Here is a 21,685-nt window from a genome sequence, read left to right as displayed (position 1 = left end):
TATGATCCATCGAGAAGCCTTGTTTTATAACATTTTGTATTGAGAACCAATATGTTATAAATTCAGGGCTTTTTTTCTACTCTTTTTTATATCGAACTCAGGTTAGATAGTAACTACAAGTCATCAATTTTGTCGTATTCTTCGTCAATTTGCTGTTTCGAGTAATGTACTGTATGTGTTAACCAGTCATTTTTTTTGGTCTTATATTGAGCAAAAAATATAGGATGATTTAGCGTGCTTTTTGAATGACTTAGATCAACATAACTAACTTCAATACAATCAGCTTCTCGACGAATTATTTCGGCTAATTTATCTAAATATGGGCTAAACTCTTTGTATTCTGATTTTAGCGTGGAAGGATCAACAGCCCGTTCAGCTATAGGTGCTATCGAGTATTTATATCTTTTTTTAGTAGGAAATTTATCTTCAATTTGGATAGCATCAAGTTGAAAGGAATTAGGTTTTAACTTCATTTTAAAGTATCGAATATTTCTACCTTTCATGGTGTCCATTATTTTTGTTATTTCAGAATCAGACATTCTGAGTCCGAAATATATGGATTTAACAGCTCTATAATCGTAACTATTTAGTCCATAATTTTCTGTAATAATTCTGAGTTCATTTTCATATTCCCATTTTTTGGCTTTATAACCTAACATCATTCTTATTAGTGAATTGTCATCTTCTTTCGATAATATATCGGATAGGCTTATATTGGGAAGATTGTCAGTATAAGTGACATCAAAATACCTGTGTTTCGGATTTTGTCCTTTAAGTAACTTATTTAACTCATATTCAATACAAAAACCTTTATGGCTATCAGCATAATGAGCCCAAAGTAGTTCATCATTATAATTTTTACTTAACGAAAAGATTCCCAATTTTTGATCTTTCATATCAATGATATTTTGAAAACATTGATTTAGCATAACTGTATGCTTTGCTTGTTGTGGAAAAATTAATTTTAAAGTTTCTATCTGTTTTTCATAGTTATTGATAGATACAAGTCCTTCACAAGGGTCATTTAATTGTTGCGTATTAGATGCCCAAAATTGATCTTTTTGTAAAGATTCTAAATCTCTTTTGAAAGCCCCACCACGATATTTGTAAACTAACATATTGCTTCTATTTTGGTTGTTTTAGTTAAATATATCGCATAGTTATTCAATTTTGAATCCCTCCCAACCTCCCTTTAAGAAAGGGAGGAGCTATCACGTAATTAAATAGATACGTGAAAGTCCCCCTCTTTGACCTTGCGCCATAAATGGTTCAGGATTAGGGGTGATTACCATAAAAAAATCCCCTCAAGTGAGGGGATTTTTCTTTTCTAGCTTACGAAGATTCTTAAACCACCGAATCATCCAAATTAGGCGCTAACCAGCGTTTTGCCTCATCCAAAGTCCAGCCTTTACGTTTCGCATAATCCTCAAGCTGATCGCCTGCAATCTTACCCACATTAAAGTATTGTGACTCAGGGTTTGCATAGTAGAAACCGCTGACAGATGAAGGCGGCCACATTGCAAAACTAGAGGTTAAGAATGTGCCAATCTTATCGGTCGAACCTAACCAGTCAAACAAAGGCGCTTTTTCAGAATGCTCAGGACAAGCAGGGTAGCCCGGCGCAGGACGGATACCGACATACTTCTCTTTAATCAACTCTTCATTCGATAACTGTTCAGATGCCTGATTGCCCCAGAACTCTTTACGGATACGTTCATGCAAGTGCTCTGCAAAAGCTTCGGCAAAACGGTCACCTAAAGATTGAGCAAGAATTGCAGAGTAGTCATCACCTTTGGCTTTGAACTCATTCGCCATTTCTTCCGCACCGAAGATCGATACCGTGAAACCGCCCAAGTAATCTTCCGCTACGCCTTTAGGCGCAACAAAGTCTGCCAACGACAAGTTTGGTTTGCCAGTGACTTTATCAGACTGCTGACGGATATGCTGGAAAGTATGCGTAACAGTGGTGCCAGTTTCGTCATAGACTTCAACCGAATCTGCCGCTGAACGGTTGGCAGGGTAGATACCAAACACGGCACGCGCATCAAAGCGTTTATTCTCGATGATGTCTTTCAGCATTTTCTGCGCTTGTTCATACAAGTCAGTTGCCGCTTCACCAACCACTTCATCTTTAAGGATGGCAGGGAACTTACCTGCCAAGCTCCAGGAAATAAAGAATGGTGTCCAGTCAAAGTATTCAACCAAAGTTTCTAACGGATAGTTGGTCAGTGTTTGCGTACCAATAAAGTTTGGCTTCACTGGCTTATTCGCTGCAAAGTCAATCTTCAAGCCATTTTCAACCGATTCTGCATAAGACAGTTTGGCTGCTTTCGGCTGTTTGTTGGCAATACGCTCACGCACTTTTTCATATTCAGCGCGAGTTTCCTCAACAAATTTCGGCTTCATTTCTTTAGAGAGTAAAGTCGTTGCCACACCCACGGCACGGGACGCATCGGCAACATAAATCACCGCATCATTTGAATATTGCGGGTCAATTTTCACCGCTGTATGCGCTTTCGATGTGGTTGCACCGCCAATCATTAACGGTACATTGAAGCCTTTACGCTGCATTTCCTTGGCAACAAACACCATTTCATCCAGTGACGGTGTGATCAAACCAGAAAGACCAATAATATCGACTTTCTCATCAATGGCCGTTTGCAGAATCTTCTCGCAAGGCACCATTACGCCAAGGTCGATAATGTCATAACCGTTACAGCCCAGCACGACGCCTACAATATTTTTACCGATATCGTGTACGTCACCCTTTACGGTTGCCATCAACACTTTACCTTTAGACTCACCGCCAGATTTTTCCGCTTCGATGTACGGGTTCAACCAGGCTACGGCTTGTTTCATCACACGGGCAGATTTTACCACTTGCGGCAGGAACATTTTACCTGAACCGAACAAGTCACCGACCACGTTCATGCCGTCCATGAGTGGACCTTCAATCACATCCAGCGGACGTTTGGCTTTTAAACGCGCTTCTTCGGTATCTTCATCAATAAAGGTGGTAATACCTTTGACCAGTGCATATTCCAGACGTTTTTCAACTGACTCATTACGCCATTCAAGGTTTTCAACGGCTTTTTGTGCACCAGCCTGACCGCGATATTGCTCAGCCACTTCAAGCAATTTTTCCGTAGCTTCCTGACCGCTTTCACCCTGGTTCTGGTTCAGGATCACATCTTCAACTGCAGCTTTCAGTTCGCTTGGGATGTCGTCGTAAATTGCCATTTGACCAGCGTTTACGATCCCCATGGTCATGCCTTGCTTGATGGCATGGTAAAGGAATACCGAGTGAATCGCTTCACGAACAGGCTCGTTACCACGGAATGAGAACGATACGTTGGACACGCCGCCGGAAATCATGGCATGCGGAAGGTTCTGTTTAATCCAGCCAGTCGCTTCAATGAAGTCCACCGCATAGTTATTGTGTTCTTCAATACCAGTTGCCACAGCAAACACGTTCGGGTCAAAGATGATGTCTTCAGCCGGGAAGCCGACTTCATTGACCAAAACATCGTATGAACGCTTACAGATTTCTTTCTTTCGCTCAGCGGTATCGGCCTGACCATCTTCGTCAAATGCCATCACGATCACGGCTGCACCGTACTGACGGCAAAGGCGTGCTTTATGGACAAACTCATCATAACCTTCTTTAAGGGAAATCGAGTTGACAACCGGTTTACCTTGCACGCATTTCAAGCCAGCTTCAATGATTTCCCATTTTGATGAGTCAATCATGATCGGCACACGTGAAATTTCCGGTTCAGACGCGACCAGATTCAGGAAGTGCACCATTGCGCCTTGTGAATCGAGCATGCCTTCATCCATGTTGATGTCGATGATCTGTGCACCGGCTTCAACCTGTTGCTGTGCAACTTCTAAAGCTTCGGCAAAGTTTTCTTCACGGATTAAACGCAGGAATTTTTTCGAACCGGTCACGTTGGTACGTTCACCGACGTTGACGAATAAGGATTCTTCCGTGATGTTAAATGGTTCTAAACCACTTAAACGGCAAGCCGGTTTGGTTTCAGGAACCTGACGTGGCTTGATGTCTTTTACTGCATTGGCAATGGCACGGATATGATCCGGCGTGGTACCACAGCAGCCGCCAGTAATGTTGATTAAACCGCTTTCGGCAAATTCTTTCAGGAAGGCAGCAGTTTGTTCCGGAGTCTCATCATAACCACCAAAGGCATTTGGCAAGCCTGCGTTTGGATGGGCAGATACGAATACATCGGCAACGTCAGACACCGTTTTTACGTGTGGACGCATGGCATCTGCACCAAGAGCACAGTTAAAGCCAATTGATAACAAATCACCGTGACGAACCGAGTTCCAGAATGCTTCTGCGGTTTGACCTGTTAATGTACGGCCTGAAGCATCGGTAATGGTGCCTGAAATCATCAATGGCAATTCATAGCCAATCTGGTTGAAGACTTCTTTTACTGCAAAGATCGCCGCTTTACAGTTTAATGTATCGAATACGGTTTCAATCAGCAGAATATCTGCACCGCCTTCAATCAGCGCATGCGCTGCTTCGATATAGTTTTCTTTTAATTCATCAAAAGTGATGTTACGGAAAGCAGGGTCATTTACATTCGGTGAAATCGAACAGGTACGTGATGTCGGCCCAAGTACACCAGCAACAAAACGCGGTTTGTCTGGGGTTGAATATTTTTGGCAGGCTTCTTTGGCAATACGTGCCGCTTCACGGTTAATTTCCGGAACCAGATCTTCCATGTGGTAATCCGACATAGAAACACGTGTACCGTTGAAACTGTTGGTTTCAATAATGTCGGCACCCGCTTCCAGATAAGCTTCGTGAATACCCTGGATAATGTGCGGCTGGGTCAACACCAAAAGGTCATTGTTGCCTTTCAGGTCAGATGCCCAGTCAGCAAAACGCTCACCACGGTAGTCAGCTTCTTCGAGTTTGTGACGCTGAATCATGGTGCCCATCGCACCGTCGATAATCAGAATCCGTTGAGCGAGCAGCTCTTTTAGGGTGGCAAGCGTGGACATAAATAACCCCAATCCGGTGGAATATAAAATCGGCAAATATATTAACAGAATTCAATCCAGTTTTATTGATATTCGCAGGTCAGGGGCACGCACTATATATTAGGTTGTTGAATAATTAGACATATTTGTTGCCAAGTATATTTAATATAAATGCTTGGAATGCTTCACGAATTTGTCATATTAATCAGGCATGATGGAAAATGAGCAATAGGCAGGAGCAAATATGACAATAAATATGAATTTATATCAGATAAGCTGAAACATTGATTTTCAAAATAAATAACAGTGAATTATGTATTCTAACCAATTGATTTATTTTATTAAAGTGAAATAATTTGATGGGTTTTAGTGAGTGCATAACAGTAAATAAAGTATGAAAAACTGCTTTATATGACAGCTCTTTGTCATATAATTGTCACAATTAAATTGAACAATAAGGGGATTTTATTATCCCTTTGAACCGTCTGCATGAATTCTAATATTCCTCCCGTCCAAGATCAGGTGCCATCAGCACCAGCGAAATCGACGAATGTGCATGTTGCTACACCGAAATTTTTTATGCCGGTGTTTCTCACGGTTATTATTTCAACTTTAGTGTATATCGGTTTTCAGCTTTCGACCGATTTGGCGCATGTGCCAGCATTAAGTTTATATTCCGTTATTCTTTTGGCGACTGCTTTATTAATTGCTTTAGGCTTTGAATTTGTTAATGGTTTTCATGACACGGCCAACGCAGTCGCAACTGTTATTTATACCAATGCCTTATCTGCACCTGTAGCTGTCATGTGGGCAGGCTTCTGTAACTTCCTAGGGGTAATGGTGGCAAGTGGTGCTGTTGCTTACGGCATTATTGCTTTATTACCTGTAGAGCTGATTATGAATGTCGGTTCAGGCGCAGGCTTTGCCATGGTTTTTGCCATGCTGATTGCTGCGATTCTCTGGAATTTGGGTACCTGGTTCATGGGTATTCCGGCATCAAGCTCACATACTCTAATCGGTTCGATTTTAGGTGTGGGTATTATGAACTACCTGCTTCATTCAGGCGCTGGCGCAAGCGGCATAGATATGGAACAGGTGATGAAAGTAGGTAAAGCACTGCTGTTTTCTCCGCTGATTGGTTTTGCTTTTGCTGCTGTCCTGTTTTTACTGGTGAAAAAAATCTTCCGTAAACAGTTAGAGCTTTTTCATCCGCCTGAAGGTAACAAGCCGCCACCCCCTTTAATTCGTGCGATTTTGATTTTCACCTGTACTGGTGTGAGTTTCGCGCATGGTTCAAATGACGGTCAAAAAGGCATGGGCTTGATTATGCTGATTTTGATTGGTTGTGTACCATTGGCTTATTCTTTAAATAAGAATTTAGACAGTGCACATATTCAGTCTTTTGAGCAATTGTCTCAGCAAACGGCTACTGCTATTTATCCGCAGCATGAAAATATTACGGATGCTCAGGCACGTGCTGTCATTACCAAATATATTCAAACCAAAGAAGTGAACCCTGAAGTGGTTCCTGCTTTAGCAAGCTTGACAGATCATTTGGGCGAACGTGTTGCCAAATATGATGATATTCACACTATTCCAGAGGCTGAAGTTTCTGCGATCCGCAATGATATGTATCTCAGCACGACTGCGTTTAAGCGTTTAGATAAAGCTGAGCAGCTTCCTGAAATGTCAAAAGATCAAAGCAAGTTAGTTAAAGAATATCGTAAAAACCTGGATTCATTCCTTCAGTACATTCCAACCTGGGTGAAAGTGGCTGTTGCCCTGGCATTAGGTCTGGGTACGATGGTGGGCTGGAAACGTATTGTGGTCACTGTAGGTGAACGTATTGGTAAAAACCATATGACTTATGGTCAAGGCATGTCAGCCGAACTTGTTGCGATGACTACTATTGCTGCAGCAGATGGTTTTGGTATGCCGGTATCAACCACACACGTTTTGAACAGTGCAGTTGCAGGTACCATGGTAGCCAATAAATCAGGTTTGAATTTGCAAATGGTACGTACGATTTTATCGGCATGGGTCTTCACTTTACCAGCGACCATCTGTTTATCTGGTGGTTTGTACTGGCTATTCTTACAGTTCGTTTAAGACTTCTGTTAGAAACAAAAAACGCTGCAATTGCAGCGTTTTTTTATGTCTTTCAGTGTTTTATTATCAAAAGAAAATCAAACTGCAAATATCCTTCATTTGTTTTTGTTTGACCTTCACTTGCACCTTGGTTTAAAGCCATACTTCCCATCTTCCTAAAGAAGAGGGGAAGCTTTGTGATTATTTCTTTAACTTGCGTAGCACCTTATTAATCGGCAATTTTTCGTTGGCAAAGCCATACAGTGCGGCAAAAGGCAGAGCGGTGCGGGCCAAATAAGGCACACGCCACAATCCGCCATGGTTGGCGCCTTTCATCATCAGTTCCAGCGGATGATCCAGATGGGTTTCCGGATTGGCAACCGACTCTGGATGACGCAGGTCATAAATCCATAAGGCAGCCATTAAGGCATTGGTGGTTTCAGGGCTAAACGATTCCACATCGAACAGGCTTGCACCATTGAAGGCCGCTTTCAATAACGGATTTTTGGTAACTGAATGGGTCGTGGTAGACGGCGCAATATTGATACTGACCCGTTGTCCATAATGACGCGCCAGTGTTGCACGCCACTGCTGGATCCGTTTGGCCAAAGCATAGTTTGGACCTTGCTCGACCACCAGACAGTCCGCAATGCCATATTCCTGACCATTGTCCGACGGAATGAGCATATGTAGATTCTGCTGGAAAAAGCGCTTAGCGGTAACGGCTGAAATACCTTTACTCATAAGCTGCCGGACTTTGGAACGACATTGGAACTTGTCATAAGATGCTTCAACGACTTCCTTCGGAATGGCATAGACATCGGTTGGCGTGCACATGAACATCAAACTGGTATCCGATTTTTGCTCACTGACATATTCCATGATGCTGTCCATGGCCATGGCAACACGGACATGCTTTTCACCATCGAGATAGGCAATGGCAGCCAGGTCAAGCTGACGTTCACTTTGGCTTAACCAATGGGCAATTTCAGGGGTTTGGGTGAGTAAATCTGCGCCTAATTTTTCTTTCAGCACTGTGCTTGAGGTATCTTCTGCCAGTTTTTCCGTGCAAGGTGCATAAAGTGTGGCGTTGCCTTGCTGAATGGTGTTGAGGATTCTGTCCCACACCCGGGTATTGGGTAAATCTACTGCGACAATATTGGCTTTCCAGCGTGCCAGCCAGGTTAGCGGACCGGCTTCAGACCCTGCACCAAATAGCACCATGGTACGGTCAGAAAGATCAAACCATTCCGGATGTGCCTGTGCCGTACGCAGGGCATCGGCATGGCTGCATTCGATAATGCCTGCATCTTGCCAGATCTGGATTTGATTTAGTAAAGCCTGGCCTTGTAATTTTTTCCCTTTATAAGGGACATACCATTCTGGTGCAGCATCACTTTCACCTTTGAGCTGAATGGTATACAAGGTGGCGGTATCAACATCTTTCATGATGTCTTTCAATAAATAGCGTTGACCATCACGATAAAAGTCAAAGCTATGATGGGCTTTATGCAAGCCTTGTTTTGCAATGGTAATAGAGTTGTTGATGGTGTGAATGCCTTGTTCCACCAAGGCCTTGAAGTAAATAGGATAGTTCTTGCGCCAATTTTTTTCGGCAAGTGCATACATGGAAGACTTGTTGTCGACTATAGACAGGGCTTCAGCAATAATTTCTTTGCCTGTTTGTGAGGTACTGGCCTTTTTGCTGGTGGGATTAATCGGGAATTGAAGACCATTTAATGAAGTGGACATGCAAAAGATCTCTTTTTTTTGCGCATTAATATACAGATGTCTACATTATCTATGCCAAATTGATTTGAGGGGTAGCATTTAATGACAAAATTATGTAAATATTCTTTTAGCAATAAACAATAAAAAAGGAGCATTGCGCTCCTAAATAGTTAAATGTCAGCAATACGCCTTATTGAGCAAACCTGCAATTTTTTAAGCATATATGCAGGGTGATTCTATCCTTCTCAATATCCTTAAAAAGGAAATTGCATCAATTTATTCAAAAAGTGGCCAATAAGCCGTGGTTCAATAATGATGGTCATGATTACGCCATAAGCTGCGCCCCATAAATGTGCACTATGGTTGATATTGGAATTGCCGCGTTTACCTGACCAGACGCTATAAGCGACATACAGCACGGCAAAAATAATCGCCGGTACGGGAATAAAAAACACAAAGATCAATTTCCACGGTTCAAACAGAATATAGGCAAACAGGACCGCAGACACTGCACCAGAGGCACCCAAGCTGGCCCAGCGATGATCATTTTTATGTTCTAAATAACTTGGAATAATTGCTGCAATCAGCCCGCCCAAATAAAACAGCACAAAGCCTAGATCGTACATATATTGCCGATAAAAACTTTCAATCACGCTGCCAAAAAAGAACAGGGTAATCATGTTGAATAACAGGTGAGTCCCATCTGCATGCACAAAACCATGGGTAATAAAACGATCATATTGTCCACGCTGCATCGCGGGTGGCCAGAAAATGAGTCGGCTCATGACTTTCTGGTTTGAAAATGCAATCAGCGAGATAATAACGGTAATAAGAATTAGTGTAACGGTATGGTTAAAAGGTAAATCCAACATAAAAGCAAGTTCTACATTTCAAAATTTATCGTTCATAATGCCATTAAATGGCAGCTTAAGTGGAACTTTCACAATAAATCCGACAATTTTAGTTGAATTTATGAAATTACCCCGCATCTTCAGTTAAAATGGACACTTCAGCTTGAGGAAAAATTGTTATGTCGACTGAGAACACCAGCACTGCAGTTGTAGAAGAGATTCCAAACTTATTGATTACTCCGACTGCTCAAGAGTATTTAAAGGATTTGTTAGAAAAGCAAAACACACCCGGTATTGGGGTGCGTGTTTTTGTGGAAAATCCTGGTACGCCACGTGCTGAATGTTGCATGGCATATAGTGCACCTGACGAAGTTGTGCCAACCGACTATAAACAGGATTACCCGGATTTCCCGGCATTTATTGATACTCCGTCAATTCCGTATTTGCTGGATGCTGTAATTGATTACAATAAAGACCGTTTTGGCGGTCAATTAACCTTCCGTGCACCTAATTCAAAAGTACCACGTGTCGGTCCGGATGCATCGGTAGAAGAACGTATCACTTATGTGCTTCAGTCCGAAATTAACCCGGGACTTGCAGGACATGGCGGTAACTGTGCACTGGTTGAAGTGGTTGAAGATGAAGAACACGGTTTAACTGCAGTACTGAAATTTGGTGGTGGCTGCCAGGGTTGTTCATCAATTGATTTAACGTTAAAACAGGGTGTAGAAACCACCTTGAAACAGCATGTTCCTGAATTGATGCGTGTGGTTGACCAAACCGACCACAGCAACACCGAAGGTGCTTATTTTAAATAAGACCGAATAATTTCAAAAAATAACCTCCAGAATGGAGGTTATTTTTTATATGGGGGATAAGAAAGCTACATCATGCGACTTTTTTATTTATATAGTTCTTATTAAGCATCAAGATTTAAAATTTTCTGTGCAGTTTCGGCATAATAAAATTTCTCTAAATAGGCTCTGGCACGTTCACGTAGATAGGCAGATGAAACCAGTTTTTGCACGACAGGTGCCAGCAACTGCTGCAATTCATGTTGAATCAGGGCTTCATCAATATTCAGATCACGCAGTAATAAATCAAAAGGGCGTTCCTGATTGCGGATATACCAGGCATAGACACCATCATGAACCTGCTGTTTCAGGTAATCCGTTTGACGGATGTGATCCCAGATTTCATGGCCTAAATTCACCGTGTTACCGAGATCCTGAACTTCAATATAATTTTTCAGTACCGTTAAAGGCATATCCTTGACTTTATGCCAAAGGTTGGCCTGGAAATGATAGAGCTTTTCGTTATCAAAGTGCTGATTCAGAACATGCTCACTCATTTGGCTCAGTTTTAAAATATTCTTTTGCAAATAATGTGCAATGGTTTCATCCAGATTTGAATCGGTCACTGTTTCTAACACCGATTTGCCCATTTTCATAAAACGCGACACGCCAGGCACCCGTTTGGCCATGACTGAATTATCCATATAGTCTTGAATGGAGTGCTGAATGAGCTGGGTAATCATGGCGGAAAAAGCAGGATTATTGACCACCTTTTTAATCAAGCGTTGACGGTGATCACTTTTGCCCGCGACATATTGGGCAATTTTGTCGATGGTTAAAACCGGAATGACATCCGCGATTTTAGTATCTTCATTAAGCGGATGAACCAAGGCAAAATGCAGATGCTCAGCGATTTGTTCAATCAAAAAGCTACTCGCTGGCGTGGCTAAAATCTGCTTTTGCAAAAGTGTATTAATTTGCTCAAAGGACCAGATCTGTTGCAGTGGCTGTTTTCTAAACCATTGATAAAAATTCAGGAATTCGGTTTCAATCGTGGCAGTATGTGAAAACTCTTGTTCTAAAAAGTCAAGATGAGCTTCAATTAACTGCTCAATCATCGGATGTTTTTGCATACTGTCTCGAAAAAATTAATTTAATGGAATAAGTTTATCCGCAAGCGGGTTTTTCATCTTCTGGGTTTTGGCAAGAAAAGGTAAATAATGTGCTGCCACTTCCTGCTCTGCTTCCAAAATTGGCATATGTCCCACATTGTTAAGAATGACAGGAGCCTCGGCGCGTTTCAATAACGATTTTAATTCATTTGCCACTTCGACATTAATAATCTTGTCCTGTTTACCCCAAAGAATCAGGGTAGGTGCTTCCACCGTTCGAGTCAGACGGGCAAAGGATTCTGGCGTATAAATGCGGTTTAGTGCCACCAGCTGATCAATCAGTTTGCCATTCTTTGCTGCCTGAGTAATCAGGTAGTTCTCTTGGGCAGATTTTACGGCCTTAGGTAAGCTGGGTGGATTTTGCATGACCCGATGCATCACCTGTTCAAGATCGCCAGGTTTGGACACAATCAGCTGTTTCAGGGTCAGCGGATCTTTAGAATAACGGGTATTGGCCTGGGTATAAATACCGGCGCTATTGAGCAGAAACAGGCTTTGCGTATCAAACGGATATTGTGATGCATACACAGTGGCAATCGATCCACCCAGGGAATGTCCGGCCACATTCAACTTATCTTCGACATCAATGGCTTCGACAAAACGACGCAAGTTTTCTGTTACATTGGGTACAGAAGCATCAAAATTTTCAGGTGTTCTGGTTTCACCATTATTGGGTAAGTCGGGAATCACCACATGATAGTAAGGCGTTAAAAAATGAGCCACCCGATTCCAGTTGTCGCGATTTCCGGCTAAACCATGAATGAGCAGAATGGTCGGTTTTTGCCGTGAACCCCCTTCATTATAGGCCCAGGTAATCTCACCGACTTTAATGGTTTTAGCTTTTAAACCCGCTTCACTGCGCTCCTGGATCAGATAGTTTTGTAAATTTATTTTTTCTATATTCACTTTATTGTTTTGAGCCATAGTCATGCCTGTAAAACAGCAGGCACTTACCAAACAGAGGTTGCGTACAAATCGAGCAAAATTTGAACCAGGCTGTGTCATTGACGATCATCCTTGAAGACTCATGACGATAATATTTATAAATCGGGAATAAAAATATTTAATTTCAGACAGCATTTAATTTTTTTAAAATGTCTGTAGTTTATTGTAAGTATTATTAAAGAAATGTCACTGAATTGTTTTTTGAACTCAGTAACCTGAAAGCTTTAAAAATGTGAACCGTGTCGTTTTTTGAAGCTAAATAAAAATATTTTCTCAGGTCATTATAAACTGTAGAGCTATGTTTTTTGCAAGTGACTTTCGGTTTTGATGGCATTAAAATATTGCAACTTAAAACATTGGAAGACCAGCATGCTAACAGCAGAAGAAGCTTTGGATCGTTTAAAAAAAGGGAACCAGCGTTTTGTAAACGGTGAAACAACCCATTTGAAGCTTTTGACTCACCAACAGCGCGCAGAAATGGCCGAAAGCCAAGACCCATTTGCGATTGTTTTAGGCTGTTCAGATTCCCGCGTACCGGCTGAAATGGTATTTGATCAGGGGCTGGGTGATTTATTTGTTATTCGTGTCGCGGGTAATATTGTTGCGCCATCTCAAGTGGGAAGTGTCGAATTTGCAGCAGAAAGCTTTCATTGCCCTGTAGTGATCGTATTGGGTCATACGCATTGTGGTGCCATTCATTCCACCATTGATGCCTTGACTAATCCAGCAGCTCCACCATCAGCAAACTTGATGTCGATTGTCAACCGAGTACGTCCTTCAGTTGAAATTTTAATGCAGACTGAACTTAAAGATGATCTGGATAAACTGTCTAAACATGCAGTACGTTCCAACGTTTTTGCATCTGTGAATCAGTTGCGTCACGGTTCTGCGGTATTGGAAAATCTAATTGTCCAAGGCAAATTAAAAGTAGTAGGTGCAGAGTATTCACTTGAAACGGGTGAAGTGGTTTTCTTTGATTTTTAAGTAAAAAGCAAAAAGCATGATTCATAAAAGGCGCTTTATAAAGCGCCTTTTATATAGGGATAAGCATTGTTCAACAAGATGCTTTGGGCAGATGCATTGGGATGAACCAGATCGGTTTGCATCAGGTCTCTTTTGCCAGCAACCCCTTCTAAAAAGAACGGCAACAATTTTACCTTATGTTGCTGACTGACAATCTTATAATTTTTCTCAAAGGCCTTGCTATAAGCTGTGCCGTAATTGGGCGGGATTTTCATTCCAAAAACAATCACTTTTGCTTTTGCCTTTTGACTTTGCTGCACTAAAGTTGCCAGATTTTTTTGAATCAACAGCGGTGGCTGACCGCGCAAACCATCATTTCCGCCCAGTTCAATCACCACAATATGTGGCTTATGTGTTTGCAGCAATTTCGGTAAACGCGCCACAGCACCACTAGTGGTTTCACCGCTGACACTGGCATTGACCACTTTATGCTGTTTCGGATACTGTTGGTCTAGACGTTTCTGTAATAATGCTACCCAGCCTTGCCCTGCCTGTAGGCCATAACCTGCACTAATACTGTCACCCACAATCATAATGGTTTTCGCAGATGCCATGACCGGGCTAAGACCCAGACTGAGCATGGCCAGGCAAGTCCATACAAGAGTTTTCAGATTGCGATTTTGCATATAGGAATTTTATGACCTACGTTAATAGCGACCATTCCATCATGCCACAAGTGATTATCTCTGCACAGCAGCTTAGCCAAAAGATCAAATTTGCCCAAAAAGAGCTCAGCATTTTTGAAAATCTAAGCTTTGATATTTATCGTGGTGAACAGGTAGCGATTACCGGAAGATCCGGCTCGGGTAAATCGACCTTGCTGGGTATTCTGGCCACGCTGGATCAGGCCAGTTCAGGAACATTGCAGGTATGCGGGCAATCGATTGGTGAATTGAATGAAGAACAGCGTGCATTGGTGCGCTTAAAAAATATCGGTTTTGTGTTTCAGTCCTTTCAGCTGCTACCGCACTTAACGGCGGTTGAAAATGTTATGTTGCCGCTACGCTTACAGCAAAATTTTAACTTTGCTGCAGCGGAAAAAAAGGCTTTGGCCTTGCTGAAAAAAGTCGGCCTGGAACGTCAGGCCATGCAAACTCCCAAAGTCTTGTCTGGTGGTGAGCAGCAAAGGGTAGCGATTGCCCGTGCCTTAATCAGCGATCCACAAATTATTTTTGCCGATGAACCGACCGGTAATCTGGATGCGCAAACCGCCAAGGAAATTGAACAACTGTTGTTTCAGCTGAATCGTGAGTTTGGTACCACGCTGGTGCTGGTCACTCATGATTCAACATTGGCCCAGCAATGCCAGCGTCATTTTGAGTTGCGTGATGGCCATTTGATCGAACATGGCTCGGGAGAGAACTGAAATGAATCGATTATTTCGGCCCTTGTTGACCCAGAGTTTTAAAAGTACGGGGGTTTATCTGCTGATCATTGCCTTGACCCTGGCGATTAGTGCCACCACTGCACTGAAATTTAGCAATGAACAGATTCAGAATGCCGTAGCCTTACAGGCCGCAGAAATGCTGGCAGCTGACCTGGTGCTGAGCGACAATCAGCCGCTGGAACAAAAGTGGCAGAATCAGGCCAGACAATTAAAACTGCAACTATCTCAAGTCACCGCTTTCAGTTCAATGGCGCGTACCGATGATCAATTTGTCATGGTCAATGTCAAAGCCATCGATCAGGCATTTCCCTTACGCGGCGAGCTTCGGGTGCTGCCCCAGGTCAAAACCATCCAGTCCGGTGAGGTCTGGATGAGCCCACGTGCTATGGATTTATTGCATGTTAAATTGGGTGACCAAATCAATATTGCAGATGGCCAGTTTAAGATCACGGCAAAAATTGTACATGATTCCAATCAGGAACTGGGCTTTTCCGGTTTTTCACCGACGGTAATGATTTCCCGTAACGACGTCGCCAAAACCAATGCCATCCAGGTCGGTAGCCGTGCCGAGTATCGTTTGTTAATGGCGGGTGATCCCGAGCAAACCAAGCAGTTTGAACAAGATTTTAAGCAACAGCAGCACGCGACCTTGCCGAAAGCAGCACATGATGCACCAACGCAGGATGAGCAAAATAGCCTTAGGTTAAGAAATGCCAGCGAAGGCAATACCCGTTTAATGAAACCGATTGCCAATTTGGATACCTTCCTGCAACTGAGCAATATCTTGACCATTTTGCTGTGCGGGATTGCGATTGCCCTGACCAGCCAGCGCTATGTGCAACAAAATCAGGACAATATTGCATTGATGCGTTGTATCGGTGCGACACGAGGCCAGATTCTCAATGCCTATCTTACCTTGCTAGCCGTGGTTTTGCTGGTCGCCATGCTGATTGGTAGTTTGGCTGGGGTAGCTTTGGGTTACGGTTTGCTGCAATTGATGCTGCAACTGATTCCAAATTTACAGATTGCATTTTCAGCAGGAGAGATGCTGCTGGGACCATTACCGATTGCTATGCTGACCAGCGCAGTGGTGCTATTGGGATTCATTGTACCCAGCTTATGGCAATTGCTCAATACCCCGCCGATTCGGGTGATTCGCCAGCAGGAAAAGTCAGTACAATCCATGCTGTGGATGTTAATCATGGGCACAGCCAGCTTGGCATTATTCAGTATTGTGCTGACTGAAAATATCGTGCTCACTGCCTGGGTAATGGGAGCAATTGTATTGCTGTGTACACTGCTCTATGTGTTGATCTGGGGCTGTTTAAAATTCATCAAAAACCTGAAAGGGGTAATTTCAGCCTATGTGCGGGTGCCGTATCAAACCGCTTTTCAAATTACAGCCTTGGCACTTGGCCTGAGTCTGATGACCGTGTTAACCGTGTTGCGGACAGATTTGCTGGAACGTTGGCAGCAGCAATTGCCTGCAGGCACACCGAATCAGTTTGTGTATGGTCTGCCGCCGTTTGATATGCCAGCCTTCAAAGCTCAGATTAAGCAACATGGCTGGCCAAGTACGCCTTTATATCCCAATATTCGTGGCCGATTGGTGGCGAAGAATGATCAGCCCTTTGCAGCAGATCTGGTCAAAAGCAACAATTCTTTACGCCGTGAACTGAATTTAACCCAAACCACCGAATATCCGGCTGACAATATCATCGTCCAGGGTGCGGTAGCCTTGAAACATCCCGGTGAGGTGTCAGTTGAAGCCAAAATTGCAGAGGAATTGGGCATCAAAATCGGCGATCAGTTGACTTTCAGCCTGCCAGAAGGATTGATTCAGGCCAAAGTAGTGAACTTGCGCAGTGTGGAATGGGAAAGCTTTAGTCCGAATTTTTTCTTTATTTTTGCCCCCAAAACTATGGATGAAAATGCGGGTAGCTATTTAGGCAGTTTTTATGTACCGGAACAGGATAAAAACCAGATTGTTGCGCTGATTCAGCAATTCTCTAACACCGTGTTTATTGATGTCAGTCTGATTCTGGATGAGGTCAAACGTCTGGTGAATGTGCTGGTACAAATTGTTACCATTCTGGCACTGTTGGTCAGTGTTTCGGGTATTCTGGTGTTAATAGCCTGTTTAAACCTGTTGATGGATGAGCGTAAACGTGAAGTGGCTTTACTACGTTCATTTGGCAGTTCCAAACAAAAGCTCAAGCAGATGATGACCCTAGAAATTGGTTTTATGGGATTCATGGCAGGAATCGTATCTTGCCTGTTTGCCGAAGTCATCAGTGCCATTGCCAGTTATAAAATGAATCTGCTGATTCAGCCCCATTGGCAAATCTGGCTGATTTTACCCATACTGATGACGCTACTGTGCGCGCTGATTGGACGTTATCGTTTGAGTTATCTGTGTGATATTCCGCCACTGCAAAGTTTACGTGAGATGAATCAATAGCAGATTCATCTTCAGTAGACAAAATTCTGGGCATTAAAAATGCAGTTGTGCCCGCATAGCAGCCAATATTTGCCGCCAGACTGGTTCCAGAATCTGCACTTGCTGCATGCAGTAAGCATACAGCAAATAACAACTGATGATGCCTACTGCCATGCCTACTACAAAAGCCAAATTGGGTTTATGTATTCTTTGTCCCACATACCAGATTATTGTGAGCAGCGCACCCATCAACATGCCGCCAATATGTGCGGCATTGTTAATTCCGGCGATGGTAAAGCCAATCAACAAATTGATGCCCATAATCATCAGCAGGCTTTTTTTATCTAGAATAAAACGTTGTTTCGGTAATAGGGGGAGTAGGGATAAAACAGTCAATGCACTGCCAATACCCATCACGGCACCCGATGCACCGGCACTGACGGTGGGAAGAAGTGTAGGGTCATTGCTTTGCAAGAGTGCAAAGGTATTCTGAATATCGATGAAACCGCTGAGTAAACTGCCCATCAGACCGGCAAGAATATAAAGTCCCAGATAATAAAACCGGCCTAACAGCTGTTCAGCCACACTGCCAAAAATATACAGTGCCCACATGTTCAGCATTAAATGGATCAGGCCAAAATGAAAAAACATGCTTGTAAACAGGCGAGTGGGTTCCTCTAAAAAGGTTAAAGGTGCATAATCAGCACCCCAATGAATCGCATCGACCAGACTTGGAGTCGTAATATTGACTCCACTCAGGACTTGCCAGAGAAATAAACCGACATTGATGGCAATAAAAACTGCCGTCAGCCACCAAAGATGAACCTCGGGTTTAGTTCGAATGGGAGGGGGAGAAAGTTCGGCCATGCTATTCTTTTATAATCTTTGCTATATTCAGCATCCAGCTTAGCACGAAAAAAACAGATTTTTGGAGTAACTCACTGACATGAAAGCTTTTATTGTTCGTAGTTTGTTAATACTTGTCAGTCTGGTGCTTTTGGTTCAACTGTGGATTTTTTCAAGTTTGCTGTGGTGGCGCACCCATCCGGTTGATACCACCATGATGATGCGTCTGGATTATTGGTCCGAACCTTCGAAACCGATTAAACATGAGTGGCGTGATTATGATCAAATCAGTGATTATATGAAGCATGCCGTGGTTGCCGCGGAAGATGGAAAGTTTTTGCAGCATAAAGGTTTTGACTGGGAAGGCATGCAGTTCGCCTTGGAACGCAACAAAGACAAGGGTAAGGTGGTAGCAGGTGGTTCAACCATTTCCCAGCAACTGGCCAAAAACCTGTTTTTATACAATAAGCGTTCCTTCCTGCGTAAAGGACAGGAAGCGGTTGCCACTTGGATGATGGAACGCATGTGGTCAAAACAGCGCATTCTGGAAGTCTACCTCAACTCGGTAGAATTTGGCGACAATATCTATGGCATAGAAGCCGCCACCCAGCATTATTTTGGCAAAAGTGCGCAAAGCCTGAGTCGTGAACAGGCGGCATTCTTAGCAGCCATTTTACCTAACCCTAAATATTACCAAGATCATCAACATGATAAAAAATTACAATATCGTAAACGCATGATTCAAAAATATATGCGTTATAGCCATATTCCCTAATTTAGGATTTATTTTCAAAAAGCCTGGTGATTTGGGCTTTTTTTTATGAAATTGTCATAAATTTGAAGCATACTTATGAAGATACGGACTACTTTCGAATAATCATAGGTTAGGGTATGAATACGGCTGCTAATACGACTCCGGCGCAAATAGAATATACATATAATGATCGCTACATTAATCGTGAGCTTTCTATTCTCGACTTCCATTTGCGGGTATTGGAACAAGCGGTCGATCCTTTACATCCTTTGCTTGACCGGATGAATTTCCTACTGATTTTCTCGCGTAATCTGGACGAATTTTTTGAAATTCGCGTTGCCGGCGTGATGGAGCAACTGGACTTGGGCAATGAAAGCCGTAGTCCTGATGGTTTAACCCCTAAACAGGTGCTGGATATCATTTCCAAAACCACGCATGAGGCAATTGACCGCCAATACCGTATTTTAAATGAACAAATTTTGCCTAAACTGCGTGAAGAAGACATCTGTTTCTTGCGTCGCGGTGAATTAACCCCGGCACAGTCGGCTTGGATCAAAAAATATTTTCAGGAACAGGTGGCGCCGGTACTGACGCCAATCAGTCTTGATCCGGCACATCCATTTCCACGTCTGGTTAACAAAAGCCTCAACTTTATTGTGACCCTGGAAGGTAAAGATGCTTTTGGCCGTCAGATTGATCTGGCTGTAGTACCTGCACCACGTTCATTGCCGCGAGTGGTACGTTTACCGGATGAACTTACCGGAGGGAAAGAGCATCATGTGATGCTGTCTGCGATTATTCATGAGCATGTTTCAGACCTGTTCCCGGGCATGACGGCAACGGGTTGTTACCAGTTCCGTGTCACCCGAAATGCCGATTTAGCCTTAAATGAAGATGTAGAAGATCTGGCCAAAGCTCTAAAAGGGGAACTGAACTCGCGTCGTTTTGGCCGTGCGGTACGTCTGGAAGTGACTCATAATTGCCCGAAACATATCTATGACTATTTGCTGGATGAATTTGATCTGGAAGAAGAGCAACTGTATAAGGTCGATGGCCCGGTTAACTTGGCACGGTTATTGTCCAATTTTAAGCGTCCACATTTACGCTATGATTCACATACGCCTATTATTCCGAAAGTGCTGAGAAAATCTGAAAATATTTTTTCTGCCATGCAGAAACAGGATATTTTACTCCATCATCCGTTTGAATCTTTTGCCCCAGTCATTAACTTGTTACGTGAAGCAGCACGTGATCCACAAGTTTTAGCCATCAAGCAAACGCTATACCGAAGTGGTCCGGATTCTGAAATTGTTCAGGTCTTGGCGGAAGCTGCACGTAATGGCAAGGAAGTGACGGCAGTCATTGAACTCCGTGCCCGTTTTGATGAAGAATCCAATATTGAAGTGGCGAATGTACTGCAAGAAGCTGGAGCAGTCGTCGTGTATGGCATTGTGGGTTATAAAACCCATGCCAAAATGATTCTGGTGGTGCGCCGTGAAAACAATAAACTGGTGCGTTATGTACATTTAGGTACAGGTAACTACCATGCCGGCAATGCCCGTATTTATACCGACTATGGTTTGCTGACCACAGACAAAGAGCTTTGTGAAGATGTGCATCGTATTTTTCAGGAATTAACCGGTATGGGGAAAATGGCAAAACTGAAAAAGTTATTGCATGCACCTTTTACCTTGCATGCTCAGCTGATTAATTTTATTGATGATGAAATTGCCAATGCCAAAGCCGGTAAGCCTGCACAAATTATTGTCAAGGTGAATGCCTTAACGGAAATGCAACTGATCAATAAATTATATGAAGCATCGCAAGCCGGCGTACAAATTGATCTGATTATCCGTTCAATCTGCTGCCTGCGTCCCGGTTTGCCTGACCTGTCTGAAAATATTCGGGTACGTTCCATCGTTGGCCGTTTCCTTGAGCATACCCGTGTCTATTACTTCTTGAACGGAGGAGATAGCCGGATTTACTGTTCAAGTGCAGACTGGATGGATCGTAACCTGTTCAATCGTGTGGAAGCCTGTTTCCCGATTGAAGATGCGGCATTGAAAAAACGCATTTATCAGCAAGGTTTACTGAATTATTTAAAGGATAATCAGCAAGCTTGGTTACTGCAAAGTGATGGTACATGGTTACGTGCACAGGTTGCCGAAGGAGAAGCAGCACATAATGCACAGCGTATATTATTAGAGATGATTAAATAATCCACAATAGTGTCCCCATCTCAAATCAAGGAGTCTTTGGATTCCTTGATTTACTCATAAATTATTCCGGATCAATCATCCTAAATTTAAAAAATTAAGGTTCTACGCGGGCAATTTTTCTGTAGATATTTTTAATATTGCTTTTCTAATGGATGATTAAAAAAAGGGTTGATCTTCTATCATCATGATAGAAACGGCTAATAGCAGTTCACTCACAAGCTTGTACTCACAGTGGTGGTATATTTTATTTGGTTACTTGGTGATAAAAATAAACAAACAGCTATTCCTGAAACTGGTGAATTTATAAAATAAAAGTAAATTTAAGTATCTGTATAGTAAAGAATATTTAGATATAAATTATTTTATTTTGACTTATTTGTGGTTGAGTTATTTTCTTGTGCAAAGTACAGGCATTCTTATAA

At 42.7% G+C, this 21,685-nt stretch carries 15 protein-coding genes; 7 read left to right on the top strand and 8 right to left on the bottom strand.

The features are described from left to right. Nucleotides 1-113 precede the first annotated feature (113 nt). Entirely contained in the window at nt 114-1,118 is a 1,005-nt protein-coding gene (locus ACE01T_RS10660; RefSeq protein WP_180042928.1) for a DUF2971 domain-containing protein, read from the bottom strand. Between the two features lie 226 nt (nt 1,119-1,344). After that, a complete protein-coding gene (gene metH / locus ACE01T_RS10655) occupies nt 1,345-5,034 on the bottom strand; it encodes a methionine synthase (RefSeq protein WP_395519251.1) in 3,690 nt (1,229 codons plus the stop codon). A gap of 468 nt (nt 5,035-5,502) precedes the next feature. Here metH and ACE01T_RS10650 point away from each other — a divergent pair, with 468 nt between their 5' ends. Further along, nucleotides 5,503-7,122: an inorganic phosphate transporter gene (locus ACE01T_RS10650; protein WP_205683423.1), complete on the top strand. Its 1,620-nt coding sequence runs from the start codon at nt 5,503-5,505 to the stop codon at nt 7,120-7,122. Nucleotides 7,123-7,302: 180 nt separating this feature from the next. On the opposite strand, the gene ACE01T_RS10645 is transcribed toward ACE01T_RS10650, so the two are convergent. Continuing rightward, nucleotides 7,303-8,853: a hypothetical protein gene (locus ACE01T_RS10645; RefSeq protein ID WP_395519250.1), complete on the bottom strand. Its 1,551-nt coding sequence runs from the start codon at nt 8,851-8,853 to the stop codon at nt 7,303-7,305. Nucleotides 8,854-9,086: 233 nt separating this feature from the next. Further along, entirely contained in the window at nt 9,087-9,704 is a 618-nt protein-coding gene (locus ACE01T_RS10640; RefSeq protein ID WP_166167542.1) for a rhomboid family intramembrane serine protease, read from the bottom strand. Nucleotides 9,705-9,862: 158 nt separating this feature from the next. On the opposite strand from ACE01T_RS10640, the gene nfuA reads away from it, so the two are divergent. Beyond that, a complete protein-coding gene (gene nfuA / locus ACE01T_RS10635) occupies nt 9,863-10,501 on the top strand; it encodes a Fe-S biogenesis protein NfuA (protein ID WP_086195944.1) in 639 nt (212 codons plus the stop codon). A 101-nt stretch (nt 10,502-10,602) separates the two neighbouring features. Here nfuA and ACE01T_RS10630 read toward each other — a convergent pair whose 3' ends face one another. Continuing rightward, nucleotides 10,603-11,610, bottom strand: a complete 1,008-nt coding sequence (locus ACE01T_RS10630) for a hypothetical protein (RefSeq protein ID WP_180082108.1) — start codon at nt 11,608-11,610, stop codon at nt 10,603-10,605. A 15-nt stretch (nt 11,611-11,625) separates the two neighbouring features. Beyond that, nucleotides 11,626-12,579: an alpha/beta fold hydrolase gene (locus tag ACE01T_RS10625; protein WP_240921576.1), complete on the bottom strand. Its 954-nt coding sequence runs from the start codon at nt 12,577-12,579 to the stop codon at nt 11,626-11,628. Between the two features lie 384 nt (nt 12,580-12,963). On the opposite strand from ACE01T_RS10625, the gene ACE01T_RS10620 reads away from it, so the two are divergent. After that, nucleotides 12,964-13,578, top strand: a complete 615-nt coding sequence (locus ACE01T_RS10620; protein WP_086195941.1) for a carbonic anhydrase — start codon at nt 12,964-12,966, stop codon at nt 13,576-13,578. A 35-nt stretch (nt 13,579-13,613) separates the two neighbouring features. Here the strand turns inward: ACE01T_RS10620 and ACE01T_RS10615 are convergent, their stop codons facing one another. Beyond that, complete coding sequence (locus ACE01T_RS10615; RefSeq protein ID WP_395519252.1) at nt 13,614-14,198, bottom strand: arylesterase; 585 nt, start codon at nt 14,196-14,198, stop codon at nt 13,614-13,616. Between the two features lie 56 nt (nt 14,199-14,254). On the opposite strand from ACE01T_RS10615, the gene ACE01T_RS10610 reads away from it, so the two are divergent. Together ACE01T_RS10610 and ACE01T_RS10605 are read left to right on the top strand one after the other, a co-directional pair. Further along, nucleotides 14,255-14,983, top strand: a complete 729-nt coding sequence (locus ACE01T_RS10610; protein WP_349929022.1) for an ABC transporter ATP-binding protein — start codon at nt 14,255-14,257, stop codon at nt 14,981-14,983. Between the two features lies 1 nt (nt 14,984). Next, nucleotides 14,985-17,465: an ABC transporter permease gene (locus ACE01T_RS10605; protein ID WP_349929024.1), complete on the top strand. Its 2,481-nt coding sequence runs from the start codon at nt 14,985-14,987 to the stop codon at nt 17,463-17,465. A 33-nt stretch (nt 17,466-17,498) separates the two neighbouring features. Here ACE01T_RS10605 and ACE01T_RS10600 read toward each other — a convergent pair whose 3' ends face one another. Beyond that, nucleotides 17,499-18,311 (bottom strand): rhomboid family intramembrane serine protease, encoded by an 813-nt coding sequence (locus tag ACE01T_RS10600; protein WP_395519249.1) that lies wholly within the window; start codon nt 18,309-18,311, stop codon nt 17,499-17,501. 79 nt (nt 18,312-18,390) lie between these two features. Between ACE01T_RS10600 and mtgA the strand changes: the two genes are divergently transcribed. Both mtgA and ppk1 read left to right on the top strand, forming a co-directional pair. Continuing rightward, nucleotides 18,391-19,065, top strand: a complete 675-nt coding sequence (gene mtgA / locus ACE01T_RS10595; protein ID WP_395519248.1) for a monofunctional biosynthetic peptidoglycan transglycosylase — start codon at nt 18,391-18,393, stop codon at nt 19,063-19,065. Nucleotides 19,066-19,181: 116 nt separating this feature from the next. Beyond that, nucleotides 19,182-21,263: a polyphosphate kinase 1 gene (ppk1, locus tag ACE01T_RS10590; protein ID WP_086195935.1), complete on the top strand. Its 2,082-nt coding sequence runs from the start codon at nt 19,182-19,184 to the stop codon at nt 21,261-21,263. The last annotated feature ends 422 nt before the right edge of the window (nt 21,264-21,685 follow it).

Source organism: Acinetobacter uliginosus (genome assembly GCF_044130295.1).
Taxonomy (GTDB): Bacteria; Pseudomonadota; Gammaproteobacteria; order Pseudomonadales; family Moraxellaceae; genus Acinetobacter.
The sequence above is the reverse complement of the archived record's forward strand: the minus strand, read 5'-3'. Positions and strand labels throughout refer to the sequence as shown.

Excerpts from the sequence above, each read along its gene's own strand:
- ACE01T_RS10660 (WP_180042928.1), bottom strand. The coding sequence starts at position 1,118 with ATGTTAGTTTACAAATATCGTGGTGGGGCTTTCAAAAGAGATTTAGAA.
- metH (WP_395519251.1), bottom strand. The coding sequence starts at position 5,034 with ATGTCCACGCTTGCCACCCTAAAAGAGCTGCTCGCTCAACGGATTCTG.
- ACE01T_RS10650 (WP_205683423.1), top strand. The coding sequence starts at position 5,503 with ATGAATTCTAATATTCCTCCCGTCCAAGATCAGGTGCCATCAGCACCA.
- ACE01T_RS10645 (WP_395519250.1), bottom strand. The coding sequence starts at position 8,853 with ATGTCCACTTCATTAAATGGTCTTCAATTCCCGATTAATCCCACCAGC.
- ACE01T_RS10640 (WP_166167542.1), bottom strand. The coding sequence starts at position 9,704 with ATGTTGGATTTACCTTTTAACCATACCGTTACACTAATTCTTATTACC.
- nfuA (WP_086195944.1), top strand. The coding sequence starts at position 9,863 with ATGTCGACTGAGAACACCAGCACTGCAGTTGTAGAAGAGATTCCAAAC.
- ACE01T_RS10630 (WP_180082108.1), bottom strand. The coding sequence starts at position 11,610 with ATGCAAAAACATCCGATGATTGAGCAGTTAATTGAAGCTCATCTTGAC.
- ACE01T_RS10625 (WP_240921576.1), bottom strand. The coding sequence starts at position 12,579 with ATGACTATGGCTCAAAACAATAAAGTGAATATAGAAAAAATAAATTTA.
- ACE01T_RS10620 (WP_086195941.1), top strand. The coding sequence starts at position 12,964 with ATGCTAACAGCAGAAGAAGCTTTGGATCGTTTAAAAAAAGGGAACCAG.
- ACE01T_RS10615 (WP_395519252.1), bottom strand. The coding sequence starts at position 14,198 with ATGCTCAGTCTGGGTCTTAGCCCGGTCATGGCATCTGCGAAAACCATT.
- ACE01T_RS10610 (WP_349929022.1), top strand. The coding sequence starts at position 14,255 with ATGACCTACGTTAATAGCGACCATTCCATCATGCCACAAGTGATTATC.
- ACE01T_RS10605 (WP_349929024.1), top strand. The coding sequence starts at position 14,985 with ATGAATCGATTATTTCGGCCCTTGTTGACCCAGAGTTTTAAAAGTACG.
- ACE01T_RS10600 (WP_395519249.1), bottom strand. The coding sequence starts at position 18,311 with ATGGCCGAACTTTCTCCCCCTCCCATTCGAACTAAACCCGAGGTTCAT.
- mtgA (WP_395519248.1), top strand. The coding sequence starts at position 18,391 with ATGAAAGCTTTTATTGTTCGTAGTTTGTTAATACTTGTCAGTCTGGTG.
- ppk1 (WP_086195935.1), top strand. The coding sequence starts at position 19,182 with ATGAATACGGCTGCTAATACGACTCCGGCGCAAATAGAATATACATAT.